This is a genomic window from Sphaerospermopsis sp. FACHB-1194, from assembly GCF_014696235.1.
Classification (GTDB): domain Bacteria; phylum Cyanobacteriota; class Cyanobacteriia; order Cyanobacteriales; family Nostocaceae; genus Sphaerospermopsis; species Sphaerospermopsis kisseleviana.
Window position 1 is genome coordinate 55,811 of sequence record NZ_JACJPU010000028.1, and the last position, 14,837, is coordinate 70,647.

At 38.4% G+C, this 14,837-nt stretch carries 15 protein-coding genes; 9 read left to right on the forward strand and 6 right to left on the reverse strand.

Annotated elements, in window-relative coordinates:
- Positions 1-88: 88 nt before the first annotated feature.
- Entirely contained in the window at positions 89-553 is a 465-nt protein-coding gene (locus H6F45_RS16440) for a DUF29 domain-containing protein (RefSeq protein WP_242052647.1), read from the reverse strand.
- A 208-nt stretch (positions 554-761) separates the two neighbouring features.
- Between H6F45_RS16440 and H6F45_RS16445 the strand changes: the two genes are divergently transcribed.
- From H6F45_RS16445 to H6F45_RS16455, 3 genes are read left to right on the forward strand one after another with little or no spacing between them, the layout of a single operon-like run.
- On the forward strand, positions 762-1,955 hold the full coding sequence (locus H6F45_RS16445; protein WP_190347736.1) for an ATP-binding protein: 1,194 nt from the start codon (positions 762-764) through the stop codon (positions 1,953-1,955).
- Positions 1,952-2,644: a DUF4276 family protein gene (locus tag H6F45_RS16450; RefSeq protein WP_190347738.1), complete on the forward strand. Its 693-nt coding sequence runs from the start codon at positions 1,952-1,954 to the stop codon at positions 2,642-2,644. Before H6F45_RS16445 ends, H6F45_RS16450 begins: the two co-directional genes overlap by 4 nt.
- A 5-nt stretch (positions 2,645-2,649) precedes the next feature.
- On the forward strand, positions 2,650-4,095 hold the full coding sequence (locus H6F45_RS16455; protein ID WP_190347740.1) for a glycoside hydrolase family 13 protein: 1,446 nt from the start codon (positions 2,650-2,652) through the stop codon (positions 4,093-4,095).
- 426 nt (positions 4,096-4,521) lie between these two features.
- Here the strand turns inward: H6F45_RS16455 and H6F45_RS16460 are convergent, their stop codons facing one another.
- Positions 4,522-4,815, reverse strand: a complete 294-nt coding sequence (locus H6F45_RS16460) for a DUF3593 domain-containing protein (RefSeq protein WP_096572145.1) — start codon at positions 4,813-4,815, stop codon at positions 4,522-4,524.
- On the reverse strand, positions 4,812-5,147 hold the full coding sequence (locus H6F45_RS16465; protein WP_096572146.1) for a DUF2499 domain-containing protein: 336 nt from the start codon (positions 5,145-5,147) through the stop codon (positions 4,812-4,814). Before H6F45_RS16465 ends, H6F45_RS16460 begins: the two co-directional genes overlap by 4 nt.
- Positions 5,148-5,374: 227 nt before the next feature.
- Between H6F45_RS16465 and csaB the strand changes: the two genes are divergently transcribed.
- Entirely contained in the window at positions 5,375-6,412 is a 1,038-nt protein-coding gene (gene csaB / locus H6F45_RS16470; protein ID WP_137666676.1) for a polysaccharide pyruvyl transferase CsaB, read from the forward strand.
- An 87-nt stretch (positions 6,413-6,499) separates the two neighbouring features.
- The gene (locus H6F45_RS16475; protein WP_096572148.1) at positions 6,500-7,078 is read left to right on the forward strand and encodes a Uma2 family endonuclease; all 579 of its coding nucleotides are present in this window, start codon (positions 6,500-6,502) and stop codon (positions 7,076-7,078) included.
- Between the two features lie 229 nt (positions 7,079-7,307).
- Here the strand turns inward: H6F45_RS16475 and pgeF are convergent, their stop codons facing one another.
- Positions 7,308-8,084 (reverse strand): peptidoglycan editing factor PgeF, encoded by a 777-nt coding sequence (gene pgeF, locus H6F45_RS16480; RefSeq protein WP_096572868.1) that lies wholly within the window; start codon positions 8,082-8,084, stop codon positions 7,308-7,310.
- Between the two features lie 77 nt (positions 8,085-8,161).
- On the opposite strand from pgeF, the gene H6F45_RS16485 reads away from it, so the two are divergent.
- Both H6F45_RS16485 and H6F45_RS16490 read left to right on the forward strand, forming a co-directional pair.
- The gene (locus H6F45_RS16485) at positions 8,162-8,962 is read left to right on the forward strand and encodes a biotin--[acetyl-CoA-carboxylase] ligase (RefSeq protein ID WP_096572149.1); all 801 of its coding nucleotides are present in this window, start codon (positions 8,162-8,164) and stop codon (positions 8,960-8,962) included.
- A gap of 88 nt (positions 8,963-9,050) precedes the next feature.
- Complete coding sequence (locus H6F45_RS16490) at positions 9,051-10,640, forward strand: peptidoglycan DD-metalloendopeptidase family protein (RefSeq protein ID WP_096572150.1); 1,590 nt, start codon at positions 9,051-9,053, stop codon at positions 10,638-10,640.
- A gap of 77 nt (positions 10,641-10,717) precedes the next feature.
- Here the strand turns inward: H6F45_RS16490 and H6F45_RS16495 are convergent, their stop codons facing one another.
- Positions 10,718-11,374, reverse strand: a complete 657-nt coding sequence (locus H6F45_RS16495) for a riboflavin synthase (protein WP_096572151.1) — start codon at positions 11,372-11,374, stop codon at positions 10,718-10,720.
- A gap of 721 nt (positions 11,375-12,095) precedes the next feature.
- Between H6F45_RS16495 and H6F45_RS16500 the strand changes: the two genes are divergently transcribed.
- Positions 12,096-12,593, forward strand: a complete 498-nt coding sequence (locus H6F45_RS16500) for a bifunctional nuclease family protein (protein ID WP_096572152.1) — start codon at positions 12,096-12,098, stop codon at positions 12,591-12,593.
- Here H6F45_RS16500 and H6F45_RS16505 read toward each other — a convergent pair.
- Positions 12,561-12,947, reverse strand: a complete 387-nt coding sequence (locus H6F45_RS16505) for a hypothetical protein (RefSeq protein WP_190347742.1) — start codon at positions 12,945-12,947, stop codon at positions 12,561-12,563. The two genes, H6F45_RS16500 and H6F45_RS16505, sit on opposite strands and share 33 nt — an antisense overlap.
- A 157-nt stretch (positions 12,948-13,104) precedes the next feature.
- Here H6F45_RS16505 and H6F45_RS16510 point away from each other — a divergent pair, with 157 nt between their 5' ends.
- Positions 13,105-14,235, forward strand: coding sequence for an aldo/keto reductase (locus tag H6F45_RS16510; protein WP_137669501.1), 1,131 nt, complete (start codon positions 13,105-13,107; stop codon positions 14,233-14,235).
- Positions 14,236-14,837: the final 602 nt, after the last annotated feature.

Genomic DNA, 14,837 nt, shown 5'->3' on the forward strand with positions numbered 1-14,837 from the left:
GGGGATCAAAGAATCTTGAGGAAGAATTTTTGAGATTGGGTTCAAACCAGTAAAATAGAACTAATGTATTAATAATGGATAGATTTTGTTAATCAGGTAGAAAATCATCACTGATGACTTGTTGTAGATGATATGGGCAAATCACAGGAAAAGATTCTCTTGGTAAACCTGTTTCAGCTTTTGCTTGCTTGACTGCTTGTGTGTAACATTCTGTAAAAATTTCCTCTAGATAGGGTTGGAGACTGGGAGAATCCTGGAGTGATTCTTGTACACGTCTGCGATGTTCAATGATGCTGCTTTCCCAGCTACCGCTTCTCTGGTTCGGTTGAAATTGCCATTTAAGCAAATGCAGCAGAATTACAATCAGATTACTTTTAAGACTTTTGCGTTCACTCCTTCCCATATCAGCGATTTCTTCAATCAGGTTTTCCCAGTCTACATTGGTGTAGTCCTGATTTTGTAATTTAGACAAGGTTGTTTCTATCCATTGCAGGTAGTCGGTTTCATATAGGGTGGGGGAAGGTGTTTTAGGTAAAGACATGGCGATTTCCATAGCTTTTACTTTGAGCTTTTACTTTGATTGTAGTTTTTCTGGGTGGGAATATCGCTCTGCAAACGATGAAGCTGATAATATTGGGTTAATCAACAAGAAAAACTCAATCACAGGTTAATGTTTTCTTGTAGGATAAGAATCAGTATCATTACTAAAGGGATATAATCAACCCTGATTACCTGAATAAATTGTAAGAAATCAAACATTTATGAGATTAGATTTAGTTGAATATTATCAAGATGAAAATAAATGGCGTTTAAAAAATTGCCAACTAGGTGATATAAACTTAATTGTAGGTAAAAACGCCTCTGGAAAATCAAGAATCCTCAGAACTATTAAGTTTATAGCGGATTTTTTAGCTGGTGAAGAAAGACTGAGTAAGCTGGATGGTAGGTTAAGAGAGTGGAAGCTAACCTTTGATATTAATCACACAGATGAGAAAAAAGTCTACATCTTAAAAGCTGAGAATGGACAAGTAATTAAAGAGAGTTACACGATAGGAGCTAAATCTTACCTGAATAGAGATGAATCAGGAAAAGGTAAAATTCAGGCTGTACAATTAGATCAGGAAATTGATTTTCAAACACCGCCTAGTGAAGTTGCTGCTTTTAATCGTAGAGATTCTATTCAACATCCTTTTTTCGAGGAAATTTACAATTGGGCAAACTCATTGAGATATTACGAATTTGGAACGGATTTAGGTAGAAAAAGTCAGCTTGAAATTAATAATGAAAGTTTTTCTTTACTCAAAGGAAATATAGACTTCAAAAATAAAGACAATGTAATTGCTATCTTTAAAAGAGGAGAGGAAGAGCTAGGAGAAAGTTTTATTACATCTATAAAATCCGATATGTTATATCTAGGTTACAAAATAAATGAATTGGGATTGAAAACTCCATCAACTTCGATTTTTAAAGGAGATAAACTATCTTTGCCAGACGGAAAATATCAATATCTTTATGTTCAGGAAAGTGATTTAAAAAATCAAACTGAACAATCAATTATGTCTCAAGGTATGTTTAGAGCATTATCTCTCATAATTCAAGTAAACTATTCACTCTTAGCTAAAAAACCTAGTTGTATTTTAATAGATGATATTGGTGAAGGACTCGATTTTGAAAGAGCATCAGCGATGATTAAGTTACTTGTTAGTAAAGCTGAAGCAGAAAAAGGATTAGTTCAGTTAATTATGACCACGAATGATCGATTTATTATGAATGGTGTTCCTTTAGAATATTGGTCAGTTATTGAGAGACAACCAGGATTAGCCAAACTTCATAATATACATAATTCAAAAGAAATATTTGATGATTTTAAATTCACTGGTTTAAATAATTTTGATTTCTTTGCAACCCAATTCTATCTAGAGGGATTTGGTAATGAGGAGAATATAGAACAGTGAAAAAATTAGCTATTTTTGTGGAGGGGAAAACTGAACAAATTTTTGTCAAAAAGTTATTAACAGAAATTGCTGGTAAATTACATATATCCATAGAAATTAAATCTAGGGAAAAAAGCAACTCTGCTCAAGTAATAATGAAAGATCCTGTTACTTCTGCAACAAAATTTTATGTTTTAATTTATAACTCTTGTCGTGATGAAAGTGTCGTTTCCGACATGAGAGACCAATATAATTTTCTTACTACTGCTGGTTATGAGAGAGTAATAGGATTAAGAGATGTTTACCCCATACCCATAGCTGAAAAATTCAAACTGCAAAGAGGTTTGAATTATTCTTTACCCAAAGGTTCAATTCCTGTAAATATAGTGCTTGCTGTGATGGAAATAGAAGCATGGTTTTTAGCAGAATATAATCATTTTATTAAAATAGATTCCAGCTTAACACCTGATAGAATTGAGGAACTTTTTGGTTTTAATCCTCAAACCGATGATATGGAAGCACGACTTAAACCTTCAGATGACATCAAACAAATTTATAATCATGTCGGCAAAGGTTACAATAAGAGTGAAAAACAACTGAATAGACTAGCAGCTAATTTAGATTATGAATTTATATATATTAAACTTGTCAATTGTGTTCCTAGTTTGGGAGAATTTATTAGATATATCGACAATTTCATAATTTATTAGTAGATATGCAAATTCACACACCAGACTGGGTAAAACACGCGGTTTTTTACCAAATCTTCCCCGATAGATTCGCTAAAAGTACACAACCCCGGAAACGTTTATTAAATGATCCAAAATGGGAAGATTGGGATGCTTTCCCCACACTCCAAGGTTATAAAGGTGGGGATTTATGGGGGATTTTAGAACAATTAGATTATATTCAAAGTTTAGGCGTTAACGCTATTTACTTTACTCCCATTTTTCAATCTGCAAGTAATCACCGTTATCACACCCATGATTATTATCAAGTTGATCCTTTATTGGGAGGAAATGCAGCATTTAAAGAATTGCTAGATGCAGCACATCAACGTAATATTAAAATTGTGTTGGATGGGGTTTTTAATCATGCGAGTCGGGGGATTTTCTTTTTTCACGACATATTAGAAAATGGACCTCATTCACCTTGGGTAGATTGGTTTAAAATTCAAGGTTGGCCACTTGCACCTTATACGGGTGATGCACCTGCAAATTATGAAAGTTGGGCGGGTATTCGTTCTTTACCAGTGTTTAATCATGATAACCCAGAAGTGCGGGAATATATTATGGAAATTGCCGAATATTGGATTAAATTTGGTATTGATGGATGGCGTTTAGATGTACCTTTTGAAATTAAAACTCCTGGTTTTTGGCAAGAATTTAGAGATAGGGTCAAAGCAATAAATCCCGATGCTTATATTGTCGGAGAAGTGTGGACAGATTCCCGTCAGTGGTTGGATGGAAGGCAATTTGATGGGGTAATGAATTATTTATTTACGGGTCCAACTATTGCTTTTACTGCGGGAAACCGTGTAGATTTAGAAATGGTAAAGGGACGTGATTATCAACCTTTTCCACCTTTATTTGCTGCTGAATATGCGGAGAAAATAGAGGACTTATTGACACTTTATCCTTGGGAAATTCAACTTACACAACTGAATTTATTAGCAAGTCATGATACAGCGAGATTAATAACTATTGCAGGTGGTGATGTTGCATCTTTAGAATTAGCAACTTTGTTATTATTGACTTTTCCGGGAGCGCCTAGTATATATTATGGTGATGAAGTGGGTTTACCAGGTGCTTTAGATCCTGATTGTCGTCGTGGTTTTCCTTTAGAAGCTAATTGGAATTTGCAAATTTTGAAAACCCATAAACAATTAATTTCTTTACGTAATCAATATCAAGCTTTGAGGGTGGGAAGTTATCAAGTTATTTATGCGGAAAGTACGCTGTATGTGTTTATAAGAATTTGGGAAAATGAGGAGTTAATGATTGCAGTAAATGTGGGTGAGGAGTCGGTTACAGTGAGTTTTGATGGTGGGAAATTAGAAAATAAATTGCAAAATTTATTGTTTGGAAATGGGGAAATAAAGTGGAATAATCAGAGTGTTGATTTGAATGTTCCTGCGCGTAGTGGGTGTATTTTTGGTTAGGAATTGAGATCCCCCCTAACCTCACAAGGGTAGGTATTTTACATTGTCGTCAGGGCAAGACTTGGTGGACAAGGTGGACAAGGTGACAAGGGAGGAAAACAGTACAAAGTCTGTATTTTTAGTCACAAAAATAGTCCGTCAAAAAACCATTGTCCGTATAAAATCTTCCTTGTCTTCCTGGTCTTGCCTTCACAGATCATATTAAAAACCTACCCCTGTGAGGGGGGGTAGAGAGACAAAAAATCATCTGCACATAGGTATTCACCCTCAAACTCTTTATTCATCGTGGTTTTCAGTTTATTCAGCAACCCCTATTTAGGGGTGCGATCGCGGCAGAAAATGTGTTTTTATTGAGAATTAGGCAATTTAATTGAGAATTAAAACCCGATCTCACAAAATCGCTTCGCTCCCCCTGTCACCTATCACCTATTCCTTATTCCCTAAATTTTGTACTGCTTGGCGAAAACCTAAGACGACTAAAATATTAGCGAGGGTTAAAAATACTTCAGCGCCTCCATGTAACCAGTCTATATTGGCTAAAGCTTCTCCATAAGCAACCTTGGCATAGATGCCGGCGGGAATAGTAATACCGACAAATACTAAAGTACCGTAAAATCCATATAGGGCTAAACGTGGCATTTGCGGACTACGGCTAATAAACCACAAGAAACCCAAATAGGGAAACAAGGAAAGGGCAAAGAGGGTTTCTTTTGATATCATGGTTCTGATTTGATGGTTTTTGCTTCAATTTTGGTTGCAGACTTGGTAGAACGCCAAATCCACACTGCTGCCGCCCAAAGGGTAAAATTACCCACTAATGTCATGGTAGCTTGGAGGGTGACTAACCATTCTAGGGATTCGGGGTTGTCGAAATAATGCCAAGTGCAAGCACACATAGCACTGATTAAAGCTGGTAACATGGCAAAGGACAATCCCCACCAACTACGGTTTTTTGTCAGTTCACCGTATCTCCAGATTAACCAAATAGCGGCTATCCATTCAATAACACTAGAAACGTGAATAATCCAGGTGGGAATCGAAAGGGCGTGCATAATAGTCAGTAATCAGTTATTAGTTGTCTATTAGTTGTCAGTTGTAGATAACCACTTAAAAAATTGGTAATCCAAAATCTAAAATATCAGGACTTACGTAGAATACCTCACAAACCCTCTTTCCTTTGTGTCCTTTGCGTCCTTTGCGGTTTATTTTTCCATGATTACGGCCTAAGTCCAACATCTAACATCCAAAATCCAAAATCCAAAATCCAAAATTATTGAAGATGCGTGTTTTATTATCTGGGTATTACGGCAAAGGTAATGGTGGTGATGAAGCTTTGTTAGCTACACTTTTGCAAATGTTACCACCTCATGTCACCCCTGTAGTGCTTTCTGGAAATCCTGAAGAAACGAGTCGGCGTTATGGTGTGGAAAGTTACAACCGCATGGCGTTTTTACAGGTAATTCAAGCTTTACGTTCCTGTGATGCGTTCATTTGGGGTGGTGGTAGTTTAATGCAGGATGTGACTAGTACCATTAGCCCTTTTTATTATGGCGGATTAATGGCGATCGCTCAAGTCCTAAAATTAAAAACTATAGCTTGGGGACAGGGAATAGGACCTTTGTTGCGTCCGCAAACTCGCTGGTTAGCAAAGCGAAATTTTGCTGGTTGTATTCAAGTCAGTGTACGCGATCGCTCTAGTTCGGCTTTATTATCAAATTGGAATATACCACATATTCTTGCACCTGATCCAGTTTGGGCATTAAAGTCCCAATCAGTAGCAGAATTAGCAGATTTACCAAAACCAAGAATTGCAGTTACTTTAAGAAATCATCCCCAACTTACAGAAACTAGATTAGCAAATTTAACTCGTGCTTTGGTGGAGTTACAAACAGCTACCCAAGCCTTTATTTTAATATTACCATTTCAAAAAAGCGAAGATTTAGGAATTGCCGAAAAAATTCAACTGCAATTAACAGATAATAGTCAGATTCTTTGTTTAGAAGCACCGGAAATTTTAAAAGGTGCATTTCAGGGTGTAGATATGGTTATTGGAATGCGTCTACATAGTTTAATTATGGCTGCTAGTGAAGGTTGTCGTTGTTTTGCATTGAGTTATGATCCCAAGATAAACAGATTAATGGAAGATTTACAAATACCTGGATGGGATTTAGAAAATATCCCCGATGATGTAGATTTAATTAGTAAAAATTGGTTAGATTTTTATCAAAATGGTGAATCTTTATCATCGGAGAAAATTCAATCTTTGATAAATGGGGCGTTTTTGCATAGGGATTTATTAAAGGATGCTTTAAAGTAAATTTTCTTAAATAGCATAACCAAATCATACCAAGTTGATTTATTATTGAGATACGAGTTGATATATATTATATCCGCAGAGATAATTATGACAGCTATCACCGTCAACTTAAATCCTATTATCCAACTCACAGACCATCAATTTTATCAATTGTGTCGAGAAAATCCTGAAGTTAAATTTGAAAGAAATGCAAAAGGAGAAATACAGATTATGTCACCCACAGGAGGAGGAACGGGAAAACGTAATGTTGAAATTTCGGCAGATTTTGTTTTTTGGAATCGTCAAAATAAACTAGGAGTTTGTTTTGATTCTTCCACCTGTTTTAAACTTCCCAATGGTGCAAACCGTTCTCCTGATGTAGCTTGGATAAAAAAAGAAAGATGGGATGCACTCACACTGGAAGAACAGGAAAAGTTTCCACCAATCGCACCCGATTTTGTTTTAGAGTTAATGTCACCCAGTGATAGTTTAGAAGAAACTCAGGAAAAAATGCGGGAGTATATCAATAATGAAGTAAGATTAGGTTGGTTGATTAATCGTAAAATGCGTCAAGTGGAAATTTATCGTCTTGGTAAACCAGTGGAAGTATTAGAATTTCCTCAAGAATTATCAGGTGAAGATGTTTTACCGGGGTTTGTTTTGAATTTGCAAATAGTTTGGGGATAAACTAGGTGACAGATACTAGAGAAGAAAGCAGGGTAACACAAAACCCTCTTAAAGAAAAAATCGTTCCTATCCAACTCTTGAAACTGTCACCGTGGCGTAGCACCTGTCACCTGTCACCTGTCACCTAGCTTTCACAGATAACTTTTTCAGCAAACCCTAAATAGAAATGCTAATGCCATGCTCAATACAACGGTAACACATCAAACATTATGTTACTACTGACAGGAAATTAAGATAAACTAACAATTCCTGACCATTGCACCTTTTTCTCCTTTTCTCGACGATAAGAAAAGAAGTGTTCAGGAGATTGATAGGTACAGTAAGGAGCGATCGCAATTTGTTCTCCACTAAACCCCAACTGCTCTAACTGCAAAGCATTAACACGACGCACATCTAAACGCACCTTTCCCGGTTCTGCATCCGGTAATAAAGGTGAATCAGGTAAATCGTGTAAAGCAGCAACTATTTTTTCTGGGTCATTATGTGGTATAATAGTGCTTCCAATTTCCGCAGCCACTTCCACGGAAACTTGGTAAACTTCACCTGCGATCGCAGGACCCATAGCAATGCGTAAATCTTCCAGTTTGCTACCTTGAGATTGCATCTTTTTAATGGCTTGGGGAACAATCTGCGCTGCTGTACCCCGCCAACCCGCGTGTAAAGCCGCTACCTGTCCGATTTTGACATCCCCAATCAGCACCGGTGTACAATCAGCAGAAGCCACCCAAACAGCCTGTAAAGGTTTTTCACTGATTAAACCATCTGCTAACGCCAACTCATCATTGCTGTTGTTTAAATGTTCATCTACCTCTTGGGGAGTCAAAACAGTATTACCGTGAACTTGTTTTAAACGATAAGCAGCAGCTTCTGGTTGCAGTACCTGTGTTAACTCCTGCGGTGGACGTGGCCAAAACTGCTGGGTAAAAAAACCATGAGGCCAAGGTGTCAAAAGATTACAAGTCAGGTAAGGTAGACCTTCCCAATTGTGCCAGTGCCAAGTGTGCATTTTCAAACAAACCCAAACAAAAAATACAAAACCGCCAATCAATGCTAACTTGATCAACGGGATTTAGGGGAATAACTGTGGAATTTGATCGGCAACTTTTAGAAAATTTCTTACACTTAGGGCGTAAGCAACCATGTATACCATTTTCTCTACACATTTTTGACAGTCTCCCGTCAACTAATCAAATGGTATGGGACTTGATCGCCCAAGGAGCAAAACCAGGATCTGTAGTGATTGCCACCCAACAAACCGCAGGTAGGGGACAATGGGGAAGACAATGGTTATCTCCTGCGGGTGGTTTATACCTTTCAATGGCGATCGCTCCTCAACTAGAAGTCACCAATAGCTATCAACTAACCTTAGCTAGTGCTTGGGGAATTGCTTCACACTTACGAAAGTGTGGCATAACAGTAGGAATAAAATGGCCGAATGATTTAGTATTAAATCGTCGCAAACTAGGCGGCATTTTAACAGAAACCAGGGTTTTTCAAGGGCATATTACCCAAGCTGTGATTGGTGTTGGTATAAACTGGGCTAACCCAGTACCAGAAACTGGCATCAACTTAAAATCCTGGCAAACTACCCAGAATGATCAAGCTATTTCTGGGCTAGAAATGCTCACTGCTCAAGTTTTACTGGGAATACAGTCCGGTCTAGAGTGTCTAAACAACGAAGGAATAAGCATACTACTGTCTCGTTATCTGCATTTACTGACAAACATCGGTGATCATGTGTATGTCAATAATCTCTTAGGCACTGTAGTTGGGGTGACACCCGAAGGAAATCTCCGCTTACAAATGGCTGAATATAATAGGACAGAACTGATAAAAGCAGAAATTTCTGTAGAACCCGGTACAATCAGTTTGGGTTACTCTTAATCTTCGGTGTTAATTTCTGTTTAATTTCTGTTTAACTTTTTAAGCACATCATCTTCTTTAAACTTATTACACACAACTGAGAGAAAAAATGACGCAGCCTCATAAATCTGCCCATAACCGCTTGAATAATAAGCGAACTCAAAGTTTAACAACAAAACGCTTTGCTTCTACATTACCAGCCCAAGCCCTGACTTGGTTGAGTAGTGTTAGCCTGTTAAGTGGTGGTTTTGTGTTGGCTCAAACGGAATCATCAGTAGATAACATTGTTCCCACTATTGAAAGTTCCCAACCGACAGCAGTTGCAGAGACAGGAACAAAAGAAACTGCTGCCCCAGAAGCAGTAAAATCAACACCAGATTTTGCTGAACGCAGAGCCAGACTGAAAAAGAAACTCAACAATAAAGAAGTTTCCCAAACAGCAGAACCGTTGAGACAGTCTCAACCAAAAGCAGAAAATTCTCAACCTGTTGTCATCATTAAAACTTCTCAACCGAAAGCGGAAACGTCACAGGTGAAAAAACCAGAGACTTCTGTTAACTCAGCACCTGAGAAACCCGCAGAAGTAGCTAAACCAGCAAATAATAATGCTGGGGATACTGGCAGCGCCACAGCGAGGAAAACCAAAGATTACAATAACACCCAGATTGACCCCACCGAATACAATGGGACTGCAACTAACAACTATGAACCACCCAGTTCTGTAGTTGTTACAGAAAGGTCTAGCGGTTGTGAAGCAGTTTTTTCTAAAAGAGAAATTGCTGCTGGTGCTTGTGGTAAAAAAGCCACTGATACCCCTACTGTAGCTGATGCACCCAAAAAATCAGCACCTAGTTGGATCAAAAAAAGTGAAACCGCTAGTTTAGAAAAAACACCAAAAACACCGCAAGTAGCGGCTCAGTCTAACTCACAAGCCCGCAATGTAGTGAAAACGGTTGCTACTGCTGTCAATAATAATCAAAGTTGGCGTACTGCCCAAACAAATACTAGCAGTTCTACAAAAACCGCCTATCGTCCGAATCGGTTTATTCCTCAACCCAGCGAGTTTTCCCCAACTACAACCGTCAATGCTACACCCATCGCCCCCAGCTTTGGCAGTTTACCCGCGCCAATGGCAGAGGATAATATAGCACCACGTCCAAGTAATGTATCTTATGATTTTGCCCTGGCAGCGGTTTTACCACAAGTTCCTTACAGTAACACCTTTGCTTATGCTTACCGTGGTGGTAGTTCGGGAGTAGCTTTTCCCTTATCTTTTGCTGCGCCTGTAACTTCTTTATTTGGTTGGCGGATACATCCTATAACTGGCGATCGCCGTTTCCATGCAGGTACAGATATAGGAGCGCCCACAGGTACACCAATTTTAGCAGCGGCTAGAGGTCAAGTAGAAACTGCTGACTGGATTGGTGGTTACGGTTTAACCGTGATTATTAATCACAGTTCTGCCCAACAAACTCTCTACGCTCATATGTCAGACATCTTAGTTCGTCCTGGTCAGTGGGTAGAACCAGGAATGGTGATCGGTCGAGTTGGTAGCACTGGTAACTCTACAGGACCTCACCTGCATTTTGAAGTCCGTCACCTCACACCCAACGGTTGGGTTGCTGTTGACCCCGGTGTGAAGTTACAAGCAGGTTTAAATAACTTGGTGTACAACAACAGAACAGCACAGGCCAGATAGGGGACAGGTGACAGGTGACTAGGCACTGGGTAATCAGTTATATTTTTCCCAATCACCAATCACCAATCACCAATCACCTATAAATACCCGTGTTCTATTAAGAATGCGGGTGTAATGTCCTCTTGATGTGGTGTTTTGCCTGGGGAAATGAATTTTTCCACGTATTTACCCAGGATATCGGCTTCTAAATTTACCCAACTACCAGAACTTAAACAACTCAGGTTTGTTTCCGAGTATGTGAGGGGAATGACGGCTGCTGTAAACTGTGAGTGTTCGGGTTGATAGGTGGCTACAGTGAGACTGATACCGTTGATGGCGATGCTACCTTTAGGGACGATATAACGAGCGATCGCCTCTGGTACTGCAAAAGTCATTTCCCAAGAGGTCGCTGTCTGTTCCGCTAAAATGAGTTCACCCATCCCATCTACATGACCCATGACAAAATGACCTCCTACCTTACCCCCCACTCGCAGCGACGTTTCTAGGTTGACATATCTGGCTTGGGTTTCTTCTCTCCCTAAAGTGGTACGACGCAGGGTTTCTGGTGAAGCAGTGGCAATAAAACCATCTTTTAAAATTTCTTCCACCGTCAGACATACGCCATCTACTGCTACACTATCGCCATAAGTTAAATCGTGCATAATGGCATCCGAGTGGCTGACAAAAGTAATCTGCCACAAATCGTTAGATAAGGGTTTAATTTTACCTAATCCTTGAATTAATCCTGTAAACATGATTTTTTGCCAAATTAACTTTATTTACAAGTTTGCTAAGAATTGGTAATGGGTAATTGGTAATGGGTAATTGGTAATGGGTAATTGGTAATACAATTTTGGATTTTGGATTGTTTTTGTCAATTCCAATCTAAAATCTAAAATTTTCTTTCCCAGTCACCAGTCACCAGTCACCAGTCCCCAGTCACTAGTCCCCAGTCACCAGTCCCCAGTCACCTATTGCTTAATTTTGGCTGAAATCAACTGATAATTCCGAACAAAAACGTAAAACATTTAAAGATAATTTCTGAAGTTTTTTTTGAAGGCTGAACAGTCACACATTAACATCAATCTCAAGGCATACTTGGTTAAGACGATTATGATTTGAGGAGAGCATTTTGACTTACTCTGGTGTTTACTACAAGTTCGGAGTCATCGGGTGGAGATTAATTTTCCGATAAAGCCTTATATACTGCCACATATCGGACAATAATTGCTCGTATTTGGCTATAACTCGCTTCCCAAAAGATAGGCGTTTAAGCTGAAAGAGGGAACACTGCTCTCATTTTGCTAATAAAATCAGGAGTAAAGTCCAGATTATTTGGGTTTTATGTAGCAGTTTAATAGAAGCGATTATAAAGAAGAAAAGCCCTATGTTTACTTCTGTCTTAGAAAAACCCAATCAAGGGTATGTTTTGCCACATAGCACTCAAGCAATACAAGGATTTTAGAGGGTTGGCCAATGATTGAAATGAGAGTCGCTGGTATAGCTTTAGATGCCATAACCCGTAGTCCGATTGTACTCCTGAAAGATAGTTCAGATCGTCGGGCTTTACCAATTTATATCGGTCAGGATCAAGCTAGGGCGATTATGGGTGCTATGGAGCATCAAAAACCCCCTAGACCTTTAACTCATGACTTGATGGTAAATGTTTTGGAAGCATGGAATATGACCTTAGAAAAGGTGATAATTCATTCTTTGCAAAAGGATACATTCTACGCTGCTTTAATTGTGCAGCAAGGAGAGGTAAAAAAAGAAATAGATTCTCGTCCTAGTGATGCGATCGCCATTGCTTTACGGACAAATGCACCGATTTGGGTGATGGAAGAAGTGGTAGCAGATGCTTCTATTCCCGTTGATCGTGATGCGGATGAAGCTGAACAACAAGCTTTCCGGGAATTTGTTTCTAATCTTCGTCCTGAAGATTTAATCAAGCGATTTGGTAATGGTGACGGTTAAATAGGAGACTGGGGACTGGGGACTGGGGACTGGTGACTGGTGACTGGTGACTGGTGACTGGGGACTGGTGACTGGTGACTGGTGACTGGTGACTGGTGACTGGGGACTGGGGACTGGGGACTGGGGACTGGGGACTGGTGACTGGTGACTGGGGACTGGTGACTGGTGACTGGTGACTGGGGACTGGTGACTGGGGACTGGGGACTGGTGACTGGGGACTGGGGACTGGTGACTGGGGACTGGTGACTGGTGACTGGTGACTGGGGACTGGTGACTGGGGACTGGGGACTGGTGACTGGGGACTGGTGACTGGGGACTGGTGACTGGGGACTGGGGAGATTTATGATTTTTCATCACAAAATATATACAGATTTTACAGGATTAATTAATTTCTCTCTTCCCCAATCACCTATTCCCTATTCCCTATTCCCTATTCCCTATTCCCTATTCCCTATTCCCTATTCCCTATTCCCTATTCCCTATTTTCTTCTGTCACCTGTCACCTGACTTTATGCAATATCGACGTTTTGGTAAAACAAATTTAAAATTATCAGTGTTTTCTTTGGGAACAATGCGTTATTTAAATAACGTAGAAACTGCTCATCAAACTATTGAAAAAGCTTTATCTTTAGGTATCAATCACATAGAAACTGCTAGAGGTTATGGTAAAAGTGAGGAGTATTTAGGTACAGCAATAAAAAGCGGTTTATCAGTACCAAGAAATCAATTATATATCACTACTAAAATTCCTCCCTGTGCTGATGCTGACACCATGCATCAGTACATTGATGAATCTTTACAACGTTTAAATTTAGATTATTTAGATTGTTTGGGTATTCATGGTTTAAATACTAGGCAACATTTAGAATGGGTAGAAACTAAAAATGGCTGTATGCAAGCTGTTCATGAAGCTGTAAATGATGGCAGAGTTAAACATATTGGTTTCTCTACTCATGGTGCTTTAGAGATTATTTTGGCAGCAATTAATACAGATTTATTTGAATTTGTGAATTTGCATTATTATTATTTTTTCCAACGTAATAATTTAGCGATTGAAGCAGCTACAAAAAAAGATATGGGTGTATTTATTATTTCTCCTGCTGATAAAGGAGGAAGACTTTACACACCACCAGACAAATTAAAAGAACTGTGTCAACCTTTCACACCTTTAGAATTAAATTATCGGTTTTTATTGAGTGATTCCAGAATTACAACTTTAAGCGTCGGTGCTGCAACTCCAGAAGAATTAATTGCACCTTTGGCAGTTTCTCATAATATTAATGAGTTAACAACAGAAGAGATAAAAGTTTTTAAAAACTTAGAAAATCAAAAGAATCAAGTTTTAGAAACTGATAAATGTAGTCAATGTTATGCTTGTTTACCTTGTCCTGAAAATATCAATATTCCTGAAGTTTTAAGATTAAGAAATTTAGCAGTTGCTTATGATATGATTGATTATGGAAAATATCGTTATGCAATGTTTGAAAATGCGGGTCATTGGTTTCCCGGAATGAAAGGAAATCGGTGTACAGAATGCGGTGATTGTTTACCGAAATGTCCTGAAAATTTAGATATTCCTGCTTTATTAAATGATACCCATGAAAGGTTAAATGGGAAAGGGGGGAGGAGGTTGTGGGGTTAGATATTTTGTCAGAATCAGAATGTCCAGGATTAAAACATTAAATATTTTTTGTCAGAATCAGGATGTCCAGGATTTGAGGATTTTCAGGATGGATATATTTAGATATTTAATATATTTGTCAGAATCAGGATGTCCAGGATTTAAGGATTTTCAGGATGGAGATATTTAATATTTTCAGAATATGATTATATTACTTTCGATATAAAGATTTTGAATGTTTTTTGATAAATACTATATTATTACAATCTCCAAATCATCATCAAAAAATCCCAATAAAAATCCTGAAAATCCTCACATCCTGGATATCCTGATTCTGACAAAAAATCTCTCAATCATCATCAAAAAATCCCAATAAAAATCCTGAAAATCCTCAAATCCTGGATATCCTGATTCTGACAAAAAAATCTCTCAATCATCATCAAAAAATCCCAATAAAAATCCTGAAAATCCTCAAATCCTGGATATCCTGATTCTGACAAAAAAATCTCTCAATCATCATCAAAAAATCCCAATAAAAATCCTGAAAATCCTCAAATCCTGGATATCCTGATTCTGACAAAAAATCTCTCAATCATCATCAAAAAATCCCAATAAAAATCCTG

Coding starts and splice junctions, on each gene's coding strand:
- H6F45_RS16490 (WP_096572150.1), top strand. CDS start 9,051: ATGACGCAGCCTCATAAATCTGCCCATAACCGCTTGAATAATAAGCGA.
- H6F45_RS16510 (WP_137669501.1), top strand. CDS start 13,105: ATGCAATATCGACGTTTTGGTAAAACAAATTTAAAATTATCAGTGTTT.
- H6F45_RS16495 (WP_096572151.1), bottom strand. CDS start 11,374: ATGTTTACAGGATTAATTCAAGGATTAGGTAAAATTAAACCCTTATCT.
- H6F45_RS16455 (WP_190347740.1), top strand. CDS start 2,650: ATGCAAATTCACACACCAGACTGGGTAAAACACGCGGTTTTTTACCAA.
- csaB (WP_137666676.1), top strand. CDS start 5,375: ATGCGTGTTTTATTATCTGGGTATTACGGCAAAGGTAATGGTGGTGAT.
- H6F45_RS16440 (WP_242052647.1), bottom strand. CDS start 553: ATGGAAATCGCCATGTCTTTACCTAAAACACCTTCCCCCACCCTATAT.
- H6F45_RS16445 (WP_190347736.1), top strand. CDS start 762: ATGAGATTAGATTTAGTTGAATATTATCAAGATGAAAATAAATGGCGT.
- H6F45_RS16500 (WP_096572152.1), top strand. CDS start 12,096: ATGATTGAAATGAGAGTCGCTGGTATAGCTTTAGATGCCATAACCCGT.
- H6F45_RS16505 (WP_190347742.1), bottom strand. CDS start 12,947: ATGAAAAATCATAAATCTCCCCAGTCCCCAGTCACCAGTCCCCAGTCA.
- H6F45_RS16460 (WP_096572145.1), bottom strand. CDS start 4,815: ATGATATCAAAAGAAACCCTCTTTGCCCTTTCCTTGTTTCCCTATTTG.
- H6F45_RS16465 (WP_096572146.1), bottom strand. CDS start 5,147: ATGCACGCCCTTTCGATTCCCACCTGGATTATTCACGTTTCTAGTGTT.
- pgeF (WP_096572868.1), bottom strand. CDS start 8,084: ATGCACACTTGGCACTGGCACAATTGGGAAGGTCTACCTTACCTGACT.
- H6F45_RS16475 (WP_096572148.1), top strand. CDS start 6,500: ATGACAGCTATCACCGTCAACTTAAATCCTATTATCCAACTCACAGAC.